A 12,868-nucleotide genomic window follows, 5' to 3' on the forward strand; every position below is an offset into this window, starting at 1 on the left:
CCGACGACGTACCGAGTCGAGCCGCAGCCGCAGCGTGGCGGCGTGGGCTCGCAAAGGGGGAAGTGCCTTGGAAGGCCAACGAGATCGAGGCTGTTGACGACTACTTCGACGTGTCGGTGGGAGAGCTCTTCGATGGCCTCGGACTGTTCCGGGACACGAAGAAGCCCCACCGGGCAACCGGTGGGGCTTCTTCGAGTGGTGCGCCATCAGGGACTCGAACCCCGGACCCGCTGATTAAGAGTCAGCTGCTCTAACCAACTGAGCTAATGGCGCGAACAGATGGAGACTCTATACCCGTCCCAGACCATGCTCCAACCCGCTGGGCCACTCTGTGAGCGAGCCGACAACGAGAACCGTGGCCCGCCCAGCGTGATCATCCACCCCGGCCATGTGACGCACCCCCACGGTCGGTCCTGTCCGGGCAACGGCCGCACCGCCTGTGGACATGGCACAGCAGCTCCTCGAGCATCCCCTAGAATCGGGGCTCCCAGGACCGTCGCCGCAGGCGGGCCCCGATCCGTCGGCGAAGGAGGACAGCGTGAGGATCGCCGTCACCGGCGCCACCGGAGTGCTCGGCCAGGAGGCCGTCGAAGCCCTGGTCGCTGCAGGACATGAGGTCACCGGCGTCACACGCCGAGACCGCGGGGTCCCCGTGATCGAGGGGCGAGGCGGCACCGCCGTCATCGCCGACGTGTTCGACTCCAACGACCTGGCCCGCACCTTCCGTGGCCACGACGTCGTCATCAACACTCTTGCCAAGGTCCCCGTGGGCATGGCTGCCATGCGCCCCTTGGCCTGGCGGGAGGACGACCGCCTGCACGCCGAGGCGTCCGTCGCCATCGCCCAGGCCGCCGCCACCGCCGGGGTGCGCCGCCTGATCCAGGAGTCCTCCGCGTACCTGTACCCGGACAACGGCTCCGACTGGATCGGTGAGGACCTCGCCCTCGCGGTGCGCAACCAGGCCTTCCGGCCCCGTGTGCGGGAGATGCGAGCAGCCGTGGACTTCGCGACCTCCGGCCGCAGCGCCGTGATCCTGCGCCTGGCGCAGCTGTTCGGCCGCGACCCGCACACCACCCACGCGCTGAAGGCCACCCGTGAGGCCGACCCGATCCTGCTGGGCCGCCCCGACGGCTACATCACCCTGCTGCACCACACCGATGCCGGCCGGGCCTTCGTGGCCGCGCTGCGGGCCGGCAGCGGCTTCTACAACGTGGGTGGGGAACCCATCACCCGGGCCCGCTGGGCGAAGGACCTCGGCATCGAGGCGAAGGCCAAGGGCCCGGCCAAGTTCTACCCCGAGATCACCCAGGCCCTGGTGGGGACCCGCCTGGACGTGCAGCGCCGCTCCCAGCGCATCTCCTCGGTGCGGTTCATGTCCGAGACCGGCTGGTGGCCCACGATCGGCCCCTCCACCCCCGGTTGGTCACGCCGCTAGTTCCCGGCGGTTTCCACGCTCACGATCAGCCCCGGCTCCTGCCCGAAGAAGGCGCCGGGCAGCGCCCACACGGTGCGCGACTGTGAGGTCGCGGCATCCTCAGCGGTGCACTGCACCGGTGCCAGGCGCTCGAAGTCCAGCTCGCCCTCGCACTCCTTGGCAGTGAGGTCCCAGCCCGAGGTGTCGATCCCCTCGTCGCGGTAGTCGAAGTCCAGTGCGGTCTGCACGTCGGTCATCAGCTGTTCGGCCGGGACAGGTTCCATCCCGTACACCCCGCCCATCCCCAGCGCGACCACCTCGTTGTCACCGTTGAAGGTGGCCCATCGGGCCTCTGAGTATTCGTAGTCGTGGGAGCCACCGAATCTTGCTCTTGGGGACCGCCGATCGTGCCGACGGGGGCCAGTAGCCGCCGCGGTGGGGACCACTGGCTCCCGCCGGCATCGGGTCACTGGGGCAGTGCGGTGTGTTCTCGCATGTTCCTGTCGCCGGTGTCGATCCAGATTGTGTTGTGCACGATGCGGTCCATGATCGCATCGGCGTGGACTGCTCCACCGAGCCGGGCGTGCCAGTCCTTCTTCGGGTACTGGGTGCAGAACACGGTCGAGCCGGTGTCATAGCGGCGCTCGAGCAGTTCCAGCAGCATCGAACGCATTCCCTCGTCAGGATGGTCCAGCAGCCACTCGTCGATCACCAGCAGCGAGAACGTGGAGTACTTCCGCAGGAACTTCGTCTGGCCCTGCGGCTTGTCCTTTGCCAGGGCCCAGGCCTCTTCGAGGTCGGGCATTCGGATGTAGTGGGCTCGGAGCCGGTGCTGGCAGGCCTGCTTCGCCAGCGCGCAGCCGAGGTAGGACTTCCCTGAGCCGGTGAAGCCCTGGAAGACCACGTTCTGTTGCCGCTGGATGAAGGAGCAGGTTGCCAGTTGCGCGATCACGTTCCGGTTCAGTCCCCGTTCCTCGACCAGATCCAGCCGCCGCAGGTCCGCTCCGGGATAACGCAGCCCCGCCCGGCGGATCAGACCCTCGACCTTTCCATGATTGAAGATGGAATGCGCCTCGTCCACGATCAGCTGGAGCCGTTCCTGGAACGACATCCCCAGCACGTGAGCCTCATCCTGGGCATCGATCGCGTCCAGCAGCGCGGTCGCGCCCATCTCGCGCAGCTTCCGCTTCGTGTCGTTATCGATCACGCTCACCGGACACCTCCGGCGTAGTAGTCGGCGCCACGGACGTATCCGCCGTCTTCCGCGGGTTCCTCGCGGGGTGGACGCAGGGCGGCGACCTTGTCCTGCCCGGTGGCCAAGATCGGGTGCAGATGCGCATAGCGCGGTGAACGGACCCGTCCCGTCAGCGCGAGTGCGCAGGCCGCCTCGACCCGATCTACGGAGAAGCGGCGAGAGAGCCGTAGCACCGCCAACGCGGGATCCAGGCCCTGTTCCACGATCGGCACGGACTCGAAGATCCGCTGGATCACGATCACCGTGGCCGGCCCGACCCGATCTGCCCACGCCCGCACCCTCTGCGCGTCCCAGGCCTGGAAACGCTCGCCCGCAGGTAGGTCCGCGTCGTTGGTGCGGTACTCATTGCTCGCGGTCTCCGGGAGCAGCAGGTGACTGGTCAGTCGCTGGCTGCCCTGATAGATCTCCAGCGTCCGGGCCGTGATGCGCAGATCGACCTTCGCGCCGATGTGCGCGAACGGCGCGGAGTAGAAGTTCCGCGCGAACGTGACGTGCCCGTTCCTGCCCACTCGTCGTCCGTAGTGCCATGTCGAGATCTCGTAGGGCACCGCCGGCAGCGGCGTCAGCAGCGGCCGCTCCTCCGCGTCGAACACGCTGGCGCGGGATCCGGGCCGCTTCTGGAACGGCTCCGCGTTATAGGCCTCCATCCGCTGCCCGATGGCGGCTGCAAGTTCGGGCAGGGACGTGAATCGCTGATCCCGCAGCCCGGCGATGACCCAGGTCGCGACGTGCGCGACGGTGTTCTCCACGCTCGCCTTGTCTTTCGGTTTCCGCACCCTCCCCGGGAGCACCGCCGCCGAGTAATGCGCTGCCATCTCGCGATACGCATCGTTCAGGACGATCTCGCCCTCGCGGGGGTGCTTCACCACACCGGTCTTGAGGTTGTCCGGAACGATCCTCGGGACCGTCCCGCCCAGCGCCTCGAACATCGCTACGTGCGCTCGCAGCCAGGACTCCTGGCGCATATCCAGCGCCGGGAAGCAGAACGCGTAACGAGAAAAAGGCAGGCAGGCAACGAACAAGAACACCTTCGAGACCTCGCCGGTGACCGGATCGGCCAGCTCCATCGTGGGGCCGGACCAGTCGACCTCCACGCTCTGGCCGGCCTTGTGACCGACTCTCGAAGCGGCACCGGTGACCATGACGTGGTGCTGGTAGGTGCGGCAAAACCGGTCATACCCCATCGCCGGATCCCCAGCCGCCGTGGTCGCGTCGAAGTACTCGCCGTGCAACAGCTTCAGCGTCACGCCGACCCTGGCCATCTCTCGATGGACCTGTTCCCAGTCCGGCTGTGCGAACACGCTCTCGTGCTCGCCCCGGCCCGGGAACAACCGGGCATACACCTGCTCATCGGCGACGTCCGCGATATCGCCCCACCCGATCCCTGCAGCGTCAGCGGCCTCGAACACCGCCCTCACGGACTTGCGGGACATGCCCTGCGAGGACGAAATCGCTCGCCCCGACAGACCTTCTGCGCGCAGCTGGAGCACCAGCTTCGCCCTGATCTTCCGTACCATTCCAGATTGCTCCTTCCGCCGCGTGCCCTATACACACGGCGGAAGGAGCGTAGACAGAGCGGCCCCAACGACACCACTGGTGGTCCCGAACGACGCCACCGCTACGGCAGCGACGTGGCACCCGAACCCTCGATCAGCGGACCCCAGCGAGGCGAATATTCAGCCTCCTCGGTGAGCGGCTCATCGGCGGTGAACAGCACCCCGGAGGCCCCGCCCGGTGCCGTGATCGGGTGAGCGACGAACACCCTCTCCTCGCTGGAGCCGTCGAAGGTGGCGGTGACGGTGCAGCGCACATCGGCGCTGGGCACGTACCGCAGGTCGTTCTCGCAGGTGGCGGGCTCGGCCATGTCCGGGGTCTCCTCGGCCACCCCGCCCAGCTCCTCCAGTACCGCCGCGAGCCCCTGGGCGGGCAGGCGCTTCTCCCCGTCCTGCACGGTGACGCGGTCCTCGGGGACCGTGCGGGCGATGATCAGGGGGCGGCCCTCCTCGGAGCCGGGGACATTTGATGCGGTCGTCTCCTCACCGTCCGGCTGGTTCTCCGTCCCGCCACCGTCGGAAGCCGGTGGGGCACTGGACTGCGTGGTCGCCTCGGGGTCTGCGCTGGGGGCGCTGGTGGTCTCCTCGACAGGTGCAGGATCGGTGGCGGCAGGCTGCTCGGAGGGCCCGCACGCCGCCAGGCCTAGCAGCGCGGCAGCGGCCAACGCCGACAGAACACGTCCTCTTTGTGGCTCTCCCCTGCTCACGTGCCTGCCGGTGGCGGGCCGGCCTTCCTGCCGACCGAGAATCGGTGAGCGCCGACCGAGAATCGGTGAGCTGACGCCCTGGTTTCGTTCGGTATCCATCCTGGCGCCTCCTCTCAGAGCTCGCGGATCACACGAGCGGGGTTGCCGGCCACGACGGTGCGAGCAGGGACGTCCTTGGTGACCACGGAACCGGCGCCCACCACGGCATCGTCACCGATCGTCACGCCGGGCAGCACGATCGCTCCCCCGCCGATCCACACGTTGCCGCCGATGGTGATCGGCTCGCCCGCTTCCCACCCCTCGCGGCGTGGCTGGGGGTCCAGCGGGTGGATCGGGGTGAGCAGCTGGATGTCGTTGGCCAGCTGGCAGTTCGCGCCGATGCGGATCTCCACCACGTCCAGGGCGGTCAGGCCGTAGTTCACGAAGGTGCCGGGGCCGATGTGGATCTGGGTGCCGTAGTCCACCCGCAGCGGGGCCCGCACATGGGAGCCCTCCCCCAGTTCCCCGAGCACGCCCTGGAGGATCACCTGTGCGCCGTCGGGGTCCGAGACGTAGGCCTCGTTGAAACGGGCGGTGGTGGTCAGGGCGGTTCGGTAGGCCTCCTGGAGAGCGGGATCATCGGCGATGTACCAGTCACCGGCCAGCATCCTCTCCTTGGCGGAGCGCTGGTCATCGGGATCACGTTCGAAGGGCTTCATGCCCCGACCCTACGTGCTGACCTGCTCACTGCTCAGCGTGGCAGGCGCATTCCCAGGCTCGGTTCGGAGTCCACGAAGCCCAGCGCCCGGTACAGCGCACGCCCCGGTGGGTCGCCCAGCAGCGTGATGTACGGATGCGGCGGGGCCTCGGCGTCGATCCTCGCGATCAGGTCCTCCATCACCACCCGCCCCAGGCCCCGACGCTGGTGGCCCGGGTCGGTGGCCACATCGGCGATGTGGAAGTACCAGCCGCCGTCGCCCAGCACGCGGCCCATCGCTGCCAGCTGTCCGTGCTCATCGCGCACCATGGTCCATGCCCAGCTCGCCACCAGCGGCCCCTCGGCCTGCGCGGGCGTGATGGGGGTGAGTCCGGTGACCGTGCGCATCCGCACGTACTCCTGGGCGGTGGGCGGCTCCGGCAGCAGGCGGTACCCCTCAGGGAGCTGCGCCGACCGGGGTGCGGGGGTCTGATCAGCTGTCATGTCCCTGATCCTGCCAGGTGGTCAGCGATAATCGGGGCATGAGCTCTTCAGCCACCCATCCGGCCGACGACGAACGCTGCCCCTGCGGCAGCGGTGACACCTTCGGTTCCTGCTGCGGGCCGATCCTGCGCGGGCAGCGCAGGGCCGCCACTGCTGAAGCGCTGATGCGCTCGCGCTACACCGCCTTCTCCACCCGCGATCTGGAGCACGCGCTGGCCTCCTGGCACCCCGACTCCCGGCCCCAGCGCAGGGACCTGGCGGCGAGCCTCGCGGAGACCCGCTGGCTGCGCCTGGATGTGCGGGAGACGACCGGGGGTGGGCCGTTCGACGACGAGGGCACGGTGGAGTTCGTGGCGATCGCCCGCACCGATCAGGGCAGGCGTGAGCTGCACGAGCTCTCGCACTTCAGCAAGGTGGACGGTGCCTGGGTGTACGTGCGCGGGGAGATAGCCGCCACCCGTCACTGATCGTTACTTGGTGGCCTTCTTGACGGCCTTGCGGGCGCGGTTGAGGGCCTTCTCGATGTCCGAGGAGGTGTTCTTGCGGGACTTCTTCACGTCCTTGCGCACCTTCTCGGCACCCTTGCGCACCTTCTTCTCGGTGCTGCGGGCCTGCTTCTTCACGTTGCCGAAGAACTCCGCGCGGGCCTTCTGGGCCTCCTCGTGGGCCTTCTGGGTCTCCTTGGCCGCCTGCTTGCGCGCCTTCTCCTCGTCGTCGCCGGACAGGGCGACGGCGATGGCGATGCCGGTGGTCAGGACGACGAGGCCGATGACGCCACCTGCGACGGCGAGAGCACCGTCCGAAGGGGACTTCCCGTCATCGGCCGCGGAGAAAGACTTCACCGAGCCGACGATCTCGTTCTTCCAGCGTGCCACCGCGTTCTTGGGATTGACGCGATCGATCAGCTCGTCGATGTCTGCGGCGAGGTTGTCCTGGCGCCGGTAGGCCTCGTCACGCATCTCGTCCAGGCTGGAATCCTTTGCCACCACTGCCTCCAGGGTCGTCAGGGACGTCGTCAGGGACGTCGTCGAAGTCGGAACGCACCGATCGTATCGTGACCGGCGCGCCCGACCGACATCAACCCCCGAAGCCCAGCATCCCGAAGCCTCCCGCGGACGGCAGGGTGACGGGGCGGGTGGGGGCGCTGCGCTCCCCCGGCTCCCCGGGCTCGCCCTGGGCACCGGGTTCACGGGCCGGGGAGTTGTCAGCCGCGTCGAACCCGGGCCGCTCCTGCTCCGGGGCCAGCTGCTCCGAGGCCGGTCCCGTGCCTGGGTCTGAGGAGGTCTCCTCCTCTGGCGGCTCCTCCAGGGAGCTCTGCTCGGACTCGTCCACATCCTGCTCGGTCATGCCTGCTCCCCGTCGTCCCCGATCGCGGTGCCGTCCTCCTTGGCGCGGGCCAGGAAGTCGTCGGCCCCGCCGACCAGCTCGATGTGACCGGTGGGGACATCAGCGGTCGTCATGCGCACGATCTCGGTGGCGAACTCGTCCACCGAGTACAGGCGGCCGGCGGCCTCGCGGCGCGCCTCCAGGGCACCGGGGCGGGCACGGTCCAGCAGGGTGGCGGTGACGGTGCCCTCGATCATGTCGGCACTGACCACCACGAAGGAGACGCCCTTGTCGCTCATCACGGGGATCCGCTCGGTCAGCGCCTCCTCGCCGGCACGCTTGGAGCGGGCCACCGCCTCGTACTCCGGCATGGTCTCCACCTCGCGGATGAAGTGGGCCTGGTGGCTGGTCACGAACACCACGCGGCCCCCCGCACCGAGATGCTCGAGGCCTGCCTCGAGGGCGTCCACCTGCGCGTCGCGGTTCAGGCGGGTGGCGTAGTCCTCACCCAGGTCCTTCTCCATGCCACCGGAGGCGTTCAGCACCAGCAGGTCCAGCGAGCCGAACTCATCCACGGCGGTGCGCATCAGGGTGCGCACGTCCTCGGGGTCGGTGAGATCCGCACCGACGGCCACGGCCCGGCCGCCGGCGGCCTCGATCTCGGCGACCACCTTGTTCGCGCGCGGCGCCTTCTGGCGGTAGTTGATGACCACGTTCGCGCCCAGTTCGGCGAGCTGCTTCGCGGTCGAGGCCCCCACACCGCGGGAGGATCCGGTGACGACAGCGGTCTTGCCTGAGAGGGCGGCCATGTGAGCTCCTGGTCCGATCGGAGAATGTGGTCGATGCAGCACCGAGCACGAGGGCACCCGGGGCTGGGTCCGAGCCTACCGGGACACCCTCCCGGCCCGCAGTGGGCGAGCAGGCTGTGAGCCGTTACCCTGAGCAGGCGCGCGAGTGGCGGAATTGGCAGACGCGCTGGATTTAGGTTCCAGTGCCCGAGGGCGTGTGGGTTCGAGTCCCATCTCGCGCACGATCGACGCGCCGGCCCCGCCGGCGCTCTTCCTTGCAGGCCCCGTAGGAGAGGTGAGCATCCCGTGACGCTGTTCGGTCTGGTCCGCCATGGGCAGACGGAGTACAACCGCCAGAGCCTGTTCCAGGGGTCCTCGGACATCCCGCTGAACGACGTCGGCATCGAGCAGGCCCACCGGGCCCTGGACCATCTGCCGGACGTCGATTGGGACGTGGTGATCACCTCCCCCATGAAGCGGGCGGAGCAGACCGGTCGCATCATCGCCGAGGATCACGGCATCCCCTTCGGCGAACCGGTGCCGGACCTGCGGGAGATCGACTGGGGCCAGGCGGAGGGGGTGGATGTCGACGAGGCGGAGCAGCGCTGGCCCGGTCGTTCCTTTCCCGGGCGCGAGGACCACCAGGAAGTGGCCGACCGCGGCTACGACTCACTGGAGAAGCTCGAGGAGCTCTACCGCGGCAAGAACGTGCTGGTGGTGGCGCACGGGACGATCATCCGCTTCATCCTCTCCGGAATCGCCGAGCGCGCCCTGGACTCGATCCCCAACGGGACCCTGTCCCTGGTGCGCCTGGAGGGCACCGAGTGGAGCGTGGAGATGATCGCGAACGAGCCGGTGGAGAACACGGTCCGCACCGCCTCTCGCGAGCAGAACCCGCGCTTCGTGGTCGAGAAGCGAAACCTCACCCCGGGTGCCGACCCGGCCGTGGATGCCGACTCCCCCAGCGATGATGCCCGCACAGCTGATGACGACAGCATCGACGCGACCGACCGGACCGAGGAGGCCCGATGAACAACACCGCCGTGGACACCGAGGGCGCCTGGTTCGAGCCCTCCCGCATCAGCGAGCTGCGCCGCCGCCTCCCGATCCCCTACGTGGACATCGTGCCGGTGCGCACCGATACCGACGGCACCATCGCGCAGGTGGGCCTGCTGCTGCGGGCCTCCGGCACCGGACGCATCGTCCGGGCGATCGTCTCGGGAAGGGTGCTGGTGCACGAGACGCTGCGCGAGGCCATCGCCCGCAATGTGGAGAAGGACCTGGGGCCGATGGCACTTCCCCGCATCCCGGTGGCCCCGCAGCCCTTCACAGTGGCGGAGTACTTCCCCACCCCCGGGCAGTCACTGTTCACCGACCCGCGGCAGCACGCCATCTCCCTTGCCTACATCGTCCCGGTGGACGGCGAGACCGCACCTCAGGAGGACGCCCTGGACCTGGCCTGGTGCTCCGTCACCGAGCTGCTGGCCTCCGGGATGCTGGAGGAGATGGAGGGAGGGCACGACATCATCGTGCGCCGCGCCCTCGCCCACGGCGGGTTGATCTGAGTCACTCTCCCAGCAGGCGCGCCACGTGGGGGGCGATCGCCCGGAACGCCTTGCCGCGGTGGGAGATCGCGTCCTTCTGCTCAGGGGTCAGCTCTGCGGCGGAGCGCTGCTCACCGTCGGGACGGAACAGCGGGTCGTAGCCGAAACCGCCGTCCCCGTGCCGCGTCGTCAGGAGCACACCGGTCATCTCCCCGCGCTCGACGACCTCGGCTGAATCGGGTGCCACCAGGGCCGCCGCGCACACGAACCGTGCAGCGCGGTGCTCGGTGGGCACGTCGGCCAGCTGGGCCAGCAGCAGGTCGTTGTTGGCGTCGTCATCGCCGTGGCGGCCGCTCCAGCGGGCCGAGAAGATCCCGGGCGCGCCGCCCAGCACGTCCACGGCCAGCCCCGAGTCATCGGCCACGGCCAGCAGGCCCGTCGCTGCAGCAGCGGAACGGGCCTTCAGCAAGGCGTTGCCCTCGAAGGTGACGGCGTCCTCCACCACGTCCGGCAGCTCGATGCCGGCCGAGGAGATCACGGCCTCCTCGGCGAGTTGCGGGACAGCGGCGGTGAGGATGCGCTGCAGCTCCCGCAGCTTCTTCGCGTTGTGAGAGGCCAGGATCACCCGGGCTCCCTCGGGCACGGGTGTCGTCACCGCAGCGTTCATCGACCGGCTGCCGGGCGGCCGGGGGTGGTCTCGAGAGTTGCCCGCTGGATGCCTGCCAGCTCGGCGCATCCGGCGACCGCCAGGTCCAGCAGCGAGTTCAGCTCGGCACGGTCGAAGGGCGCGCCCTCGGCGGTGCCCTGGACCTCCACGAAGTCACCGCTGCCGGTGACCACGACGTTCATGTCCGTGCAGGCGGCGACGTCCTCGCGGTACTCGAGGTCCAACAGGGGCCTGCCGTCGATGATGCCCACGCTGACAGCGCTGACGGTGTCGGTGAGGACGGTGCGGGAGGAGGGGATCGCGGTGTGCCGCTTGCCCCAGGTGACTGCGTCGGCCAGGGCCACGTAGGCACCGGTGATGGCGGCGGTGCGGGTGCCGCCATCGGCCTGGAGCACGTCGCAGTCGATCTGGATGGTGTTCTCGCCCAGTGCCTCCAGGTCGATGATCGCGCGCAGGGACCGGCCGATCAGGCGGGAGATCTCATGGGTACGGCCACCGATCTTGCCCTTGACGCTCTCTCGGCTGGAGCGGGTGTTGGTGGCGCGCGGCAGCATCGCGTACTCGGCGGTGACCCAGCCGGAGCCGGAGCCCTTCTTCCAGCGCGGCACACCTTCGGTGAAGGAAGCGGCGCACAGCACCCGGGTGCGGCCGAACTCCACCAGGGCGCTGCCCTCGGCATGGTCCAGCCAGCCGCGGGTGATGCTCACCTCGCGCAGCTGCTGGGGGGTGCGGCCGTCCACGCGGTCGCCGTTGCTCTGGGGGGTGGTGCTGGTGGTGTCTGCGCTCACGGGCGCGACCTCCTCGATGGGTGTCAGTGGGACACGTCGAGGATATCCATCGGGGAGACGACCTCGATCGGCCCGTCGTACACGGCACGGGCCTCGTCCAGGGCCTGCTGCGGCTCGGTCCAGGCGGGGATGTGGGTCAGCGCCAGTACCTTCACCCCGGCCTTCTGGGCGCACTGCCCGGCGCGGCGGCCAGTCAGGTGCACCCCGGTGAAGCGGTCGTCGCGGCCCTCGAGGTACCCGGTCTCGCACAGGAACAGGTCCGCTCCCTCGGCGAGCTCATCCAGTGCCTCGCAGGCATCGGTGTCACCGGAGTACACGAACACCTCGTCACCGCAGGTCACGCGGAAGCCGTAGGCCTCCACCGGGTGCAGCACCAGGCGGGTCTCGAAGCGCAGCGGGCCCACCTCGAACACGTGGTGGTCGCTGATCGCGCGGTAATCGAAGGGGACGGTGTCCACACCGTCGGGCACGCTGCCCTCCCGGCACATCACCGCGGCCAGGCGTTCCGGCAGCGAGGCGGGGGCATGGATCGGCAGCTGCGGCAGATCGGTGCGCTCGTGGTACGCCCAGAACACCTCCAGGCCCGTGAGGTCCAGGAAGTGGTCGGGGTGCAGGTGGGAGAAGACCACGGCGTCCAGCTGGACGGGGTCGATCACGCTCTGCAGCGGCCCGAAGGCCCCGGAGCCCAGGTCGATCAGCACCCGCCAGGTGCGGCCGGTCTCGTCCTCGTGCTCCAGCAGGTAGGCGGACGCCGCGCTGCGGGGCCCGGCGAAGCTGCCGGAGCAGCCGATCACGTGGATCCTCATCCCGGTACCACCGGCAGGGTTGCGGTCATGGTGACCATGGGGCCCAGGAAGCGGCGGGAGAGGCGGGCGAATGCGTTGTCGTCGCCGCGGCCGGTGGCGGTCTGGGCGAACACGTGGCGCGGCGGCGTGGGATCGGTGCGCAGCAGGTCGCTGCGGCGCAGCTGGCGGTAGATGTCCAGGGCGGTCTCCTCGGCGGACGAGACCAGGGTGACGTCCGGTCCCATCACGTAGCTGATCGGGCCGGCGAGCATGGGGTAGTGGGTGCAGCCCAGCACCAGGGTGTCCACCCCGGCCTCGCGCACCGGTGCGAGGTACTGCTCGGCGACCTCGACGATCTCGTCGCCGGCAATCTCACCCCGCTCGACGAACTCCACGAAGCGGGGGCAGGCGGCGGTGACGATCTCCAGGGCGGGGGCCGCGGCGAAGGCGTCCTCGTAGGCGCGGGAGGTGATGGTGGCCTGGGTGCCGATCACGCCGACCCTGTGGTTGCGGGTGGCGGCAACGGCGCGGCGCACGGCCGGCTGGATCACCTCGACCACGGGCACCTCGTAGCGTTCACGAGCATCGCGCAGCACTGCGGCCGAGGCGGTGTTGCAGGCGATCACCAGCATCTTCACGCCGCGGTCCACCAGGGAGTCCATGATGTCCAGGGCCAGTGCGCGCACCTCGGCGATCGGGCGGGGGCCGTACGGGGTGTGTGCGGTGTCGCCGATGTAGACCAGCTCCTCCTGTGGCAGCTGGTCCAGCACGGCCCGGGCGACGGTGAGGCCCCCGACGCCGGAGTCGAAGATCCCGATCGGCGCGTTGTTCATCGGGGCCAGCGTAGGGTCTGCGCCGCTG

General features: G+C 69.4%; 18 protein-coding genes and 2 tRNA genes. 5 read left to right on the plus strand and 15 right to left on the minus strand.

Annotated elements, in window-relative coordinates; translation table 11 throughout:
• Positions 1-196 precede the first annotated feature (196 nt).
• A tRNA-Lys gene (locus JOD52_RS10170) sits at positions 197-273 on the minus strand.
• A 265-nt stretch (positions 274-538) separates the two neighbouring features.
• Between JOD52_RS10170 and JOD52_RS10175 the strand changes: the two genes are divergently transcribed.
• Positions 539-1,435: an NAD-dependent epimerase/dehydratase family protein gene (locus JOD52_RS10175; RefSeq protein WP_204409807.1), complete on the plus strand. Its 897-nt coding sequence runs from the start codon at positions 539-541 to the stop codon at positions 1,433-1,435.
• Here the strand turns inward: JOD52_RS10175 and JOD52_RS10180 are convergent.
• From JOD52_RS10180 to JOD52_RS10210, 7 genes are all read right to left on the minus strand, one after another.
• Positions 1,432-1,731, minus strand: a complete 300-nt coding sequence (locus tag JOD52_RS10180; protein ID WP_204409808.1) for a hypothetical protein — start codon at positions 1,729-1,731, stop codon at positions 1,432-1,434. The genes JOD52_RS10175 and JOD52_RS10180 overlap by 4 nt on opposite strands.
• A gap of 7 nt (positions 1,732-1,738) precedes the next feature.
• Positions 1,739-1,876, minus strand: coding sequence for a hypothetical protein (locus JOD52_RS10185; protein ID WP_204409809.1), 138 nt, complete (start codon positions 1,874-1,876; stop codon positions 1,739-1,741).
• Between the two features lie 4 nt (positions 1,877-1,880).
• Positions 1,881-2,627 (minus strand): ATP-binding protein, encoded by a 747-nt coding sequence (locus tag JOD52_RS10190; protein WP_338124028.1) that lies wholly within the window; start codon positions 2,625-2,627, stop codon positions 1,881-1,883.
• On the minus strand, positions 2,624-4,186 hold the full coding sequence (gene istA, locus JOD52_RS10195; protein WP_204408388.1) for an IS21 family transposase: 1,563 nt from the start codon (positions 4,184-4,186) through the stop codon (positions 2,624-2,626). The genes JOD52_RS10190 and istA overlap by 4 nt, the downstream gene beginning before the upstream one ends.
• A gap of 101 nt (positions 4,187-4,287) precedes the next feature.
• Entirely contained in the window at positions 4,288-4,887 is a 600-nt protein-coding gene (locus JOD52_RS10200) for a hypothetical protein (RefSeq protein WP_204409810.1), read from the minus strand.
• A gap of 155 nt (positions 4,888-5,042) precedes the next feature.
• A complete protein-coding gene (locus JOD52_RS10205) occupies positions 5,043-5,627 on the minus strand; it encodes a sugar O-acetyltransferase (RefSeq protein WP_204409811.1) in 585 nt (194 codons plus the stop codon).
• Between the two features lie 32 nt (positions 5,628-5,659).
• The gene (locus JOD52_RS10210; RefSeq protein ID WP_204409812.1) at positions 5,660-6,109 is read right to left on the minus strand and encodes a GNAT family N-acetyltransferase; all 450 of its coding nucleotides are present in this window, start codon (positions 6,107-6,109) and stop codon (positions 5,660-5,662) included.
• Between the two features lie 38 nt (positions 6,110-6,147).
• Here JOD52_RS10210 and JOD52_RS10215 point away from each other — a divergent pair, with 38 nt between their 5' ends.
• Complete coding sequence (locus JOD52_RS10215; RefSeq protein WP_204409813.1) at positions 6,148-6,576, plus strand: YchJ family protein; 429 nt, start codon at positions 6,148-6,150, stop codon at positions 6,574-6,576.
• A gap of 3 nt (positions 6,577-6,579) precedes the next feature.
• Here the strand turns inward: JOD52_RS10215 and JOD52_RS10220 are convergent, their stop codons facing one another.
• From JOD52_RS10220 to JOD52_RS10230, 3 genes are all read right to left on the minus strand, one after another.
• Positions 6,580-7,095, minus strand: coding sequence for a hypothetical protein (locus JOD52_RS10220; protein ID WP_338124078.1), 516 nt, complete (start codon positions 7,093-7,095; stop codon positions 6,580-6,582).
• A 91-nt stretch (positions 7,096-7,186) separates the two neighbouring features.
• Complete coding sequence (locus JOD52_RS10225) at positions 7,187-7,456, minus strand: hypothetical protein (RefSeq protein ID WP_204409816.1); 270 nt, start codon at positions 7,454-7,456, stop codon at positions 7,187-7,189.
• Positions 7,453-8,244 (minus strand): SDR family oxidoreductase, encoded by a 792-nt coding sequence (locus JOD52_RS10230; RefSeq protein WP_204409819.1) that lies wholly within the window; start codon positions 8,242-8,244, stop codon positions 7,453-7,455. Before JOD52_RS10230 ends, JOD52_RS10225 begins: the two co-directional genes overlap by 4 nt.
• A 139-nt stretch (positions 8,245-8,383) precedes the next feature.
• Here JOD52_RS10230 and JOD52_RS10235 point away from each other — a divergent pair.
• From JOD52_RS10235 to JOD52_RS10245, 3 genes are all read left to right on the plus strand, one after another.
• Positions 8,384-8,465, plus strand: a tRNA-Leu gene (locus JOD52_RS10235).
• Positions 8,466-8,529: 64 nt separating this feature from the next.
• Positions 8,530-9,255 carry a histidine phosphatase family protein gene (locus JOD52_RS10240; protein WP_017824209.1) on the plus strand — a complete coding sequence of 242 codons (726 nt, stop codon included), beginning with the start codon at positions 8,530-8,532 and terminating at the stop codon, positions 9,253-9,255.
• Positions 9,252-9,788, plus strand: coding sequence for an NUDIX hydrolase family protein (locus JOD52_RS10245; protein WP_204409821.1), 537 nt, complete (start codon positions 9,252-9,254; stop codon positions 9,786-9,788). The genes JOD52_RS10240 and JOD52_RS10245 overlap by 4 nt, the downstream gene beginning before the upstream one ends.
• 1 nt (position 9,789) lies before the next feature.
• On the opposite strand, the gene rdgB is transcribed toward JOD52_RS10245, so the two are convergent.
• From rdgB to murI, 4 genes are read right to left on the minus strand one after another with little or no spacing between them, the layout of a single operon-like run.
• A complete protein-coding gene (gene rdgB / locus JOD52_RS10250; protein WP_204409823.1) occupies positions 9,790-10,434 on the minus strand; it encodes an RdgB/HAM1 family non-canonical purine NTP pyrophosphatase in 645 nt (214 codons plus the stop codon).
• The gene (gene rph / locus JOD52_RS10255) at positions 10,431-11,222 is read right to left on the minus strand and encodes a ribonuclease PH (protein WP_204409825.1); all 792 of its coding nucleotides are present in this window, start codon (positions 11,220-11,222) and stop codon (positions 10,431-10,433) included. Before rph ends, rdgB begins: the two co-directional genes overlap by 4 nt.
• A 23-nt stretch (positions 11,223-11,245) precedes the next feature.
• On the minus strand, positions 11,246-12,028 hold the full coding sequence (locus JOD52_RS10260; RefSeq protein ID WP_204409827.1) for an MBL fold metallo-hydrolase: 783 nt from the start codon (positions 12,026-12,028) through the stop codon (positions 11,246-11,248).
• Positions 12,025-12,840 carry a glutamate racemase gene (gene murI, locus JOD52_RS10265; RefSeq protein ID WP_204409829.1) on the minus strand — a complete coding sequence of 272 codons (816 nt, stop codon included), beginning with the start codon at positions 12,838-12,840 and terminating at the stop codon, positions 12,025-12,027. The genes JOD52_RS10260 and murI overlap by 4 nt, the downstream gene beginning before the upstream one ends.
• Between the last annotated feature and the right edge of the window lie 28 nt (positions 12,841-12,868).

The organism is Brachybacterium muris (genome assembly GCF_016907455.1).
Classification (GTDB): Bacteria; Actinomycetota; Actinomycetes; order Actinomycetales; family Dermabacteraceae; genus Brachybacterium; species Brachybacterium muris.

What these genes read in the sequence shown, in the direction of transcription:
- rdgB (WP_204409823.1), bottom strand. Translation starts at nt 10,434, where the DNA reads ATGAACGCTGCGGTGACGACACCCGTGCCCGAGGGAGCCCGGGTGATC.
- JOD52_RS10260 (WP_204409827.1), bottom strand. Translation starts at nt 12,028, where the DNA reads ATGAGGATCCACGTGATCGGCTGCTCCGGCAGCTTCGCCGGGCCCCGC.
- JOD52_RS10225 (WP_204409816.1), bottom strand. Translation starts at nt 7,456, where the DNA reads ATGACCGAGCAGGATGTGGACGAGTCCGAGCAGAGCTCCCTGGAGGAG.
- istA (WP_204408388.1), bottom strand. Translation starts at nt 4,186, where the DNA reads ATGGTACGGAAGATCAGGGCGAAGCTGGTGCTCCAGCTGCGCGCAGAA.
- murI (WP_204409829.1), bottom strand. Translation starts at nt 12,840, where the DNA reads ATGAACAACGCGCCGATCGGGATCTTCGACTCCGGCGTCGGGGGCCTC.
- JOD52_RS10210 (WP_204409812.1), bottom strand. Translation starts at nt 6,109, where the DNA reads ATGACAGCTGATCAGACCCCCGCACCCCGGTCGGCGCAGCTCCCTGAG.
- JOD52_RS10230 (WP_204409819.1), bottom strand. Translation starts at nt 8,244, where the DNA reads ATGGCCGCCCTCTCAGGCAAGACCGCTGTCGTCACCGGATCCTCCCGC.
- JOD52_RS10215 (WP_204409813.1), top strand. Translation starts at nt 6,148, where the DNA reads ATGAGCTCTTCAGCCACCCATCCGGCCGACGACGAACGCTGCCCCTGC.
- JOD52_RS10205 (WP_204409811.1), bottom strand. Translation starts at nt 5,627, where the DNA reads ATGAAGCCCTTCGAACGTGATCCCGATGACCAGCGCTCCGCCAAGGAG.
- JOD52_RS10185 (WP_204409809.1), bottom strand. Translation starts at nt 1,876, where the DNA reads ATGCCGGCGGGAGCCAGTGGTCCCCACCGCGGCGGCTACTGGCCCCCG.
- JOD52_RS10245 (WP_204409821.1), top strand. Translation starts at nt 9,252, where the DNA reads ATGAACAACACCGCCGTGGACACCGAGGGCGCCTGGTTCGAGCCCTCC.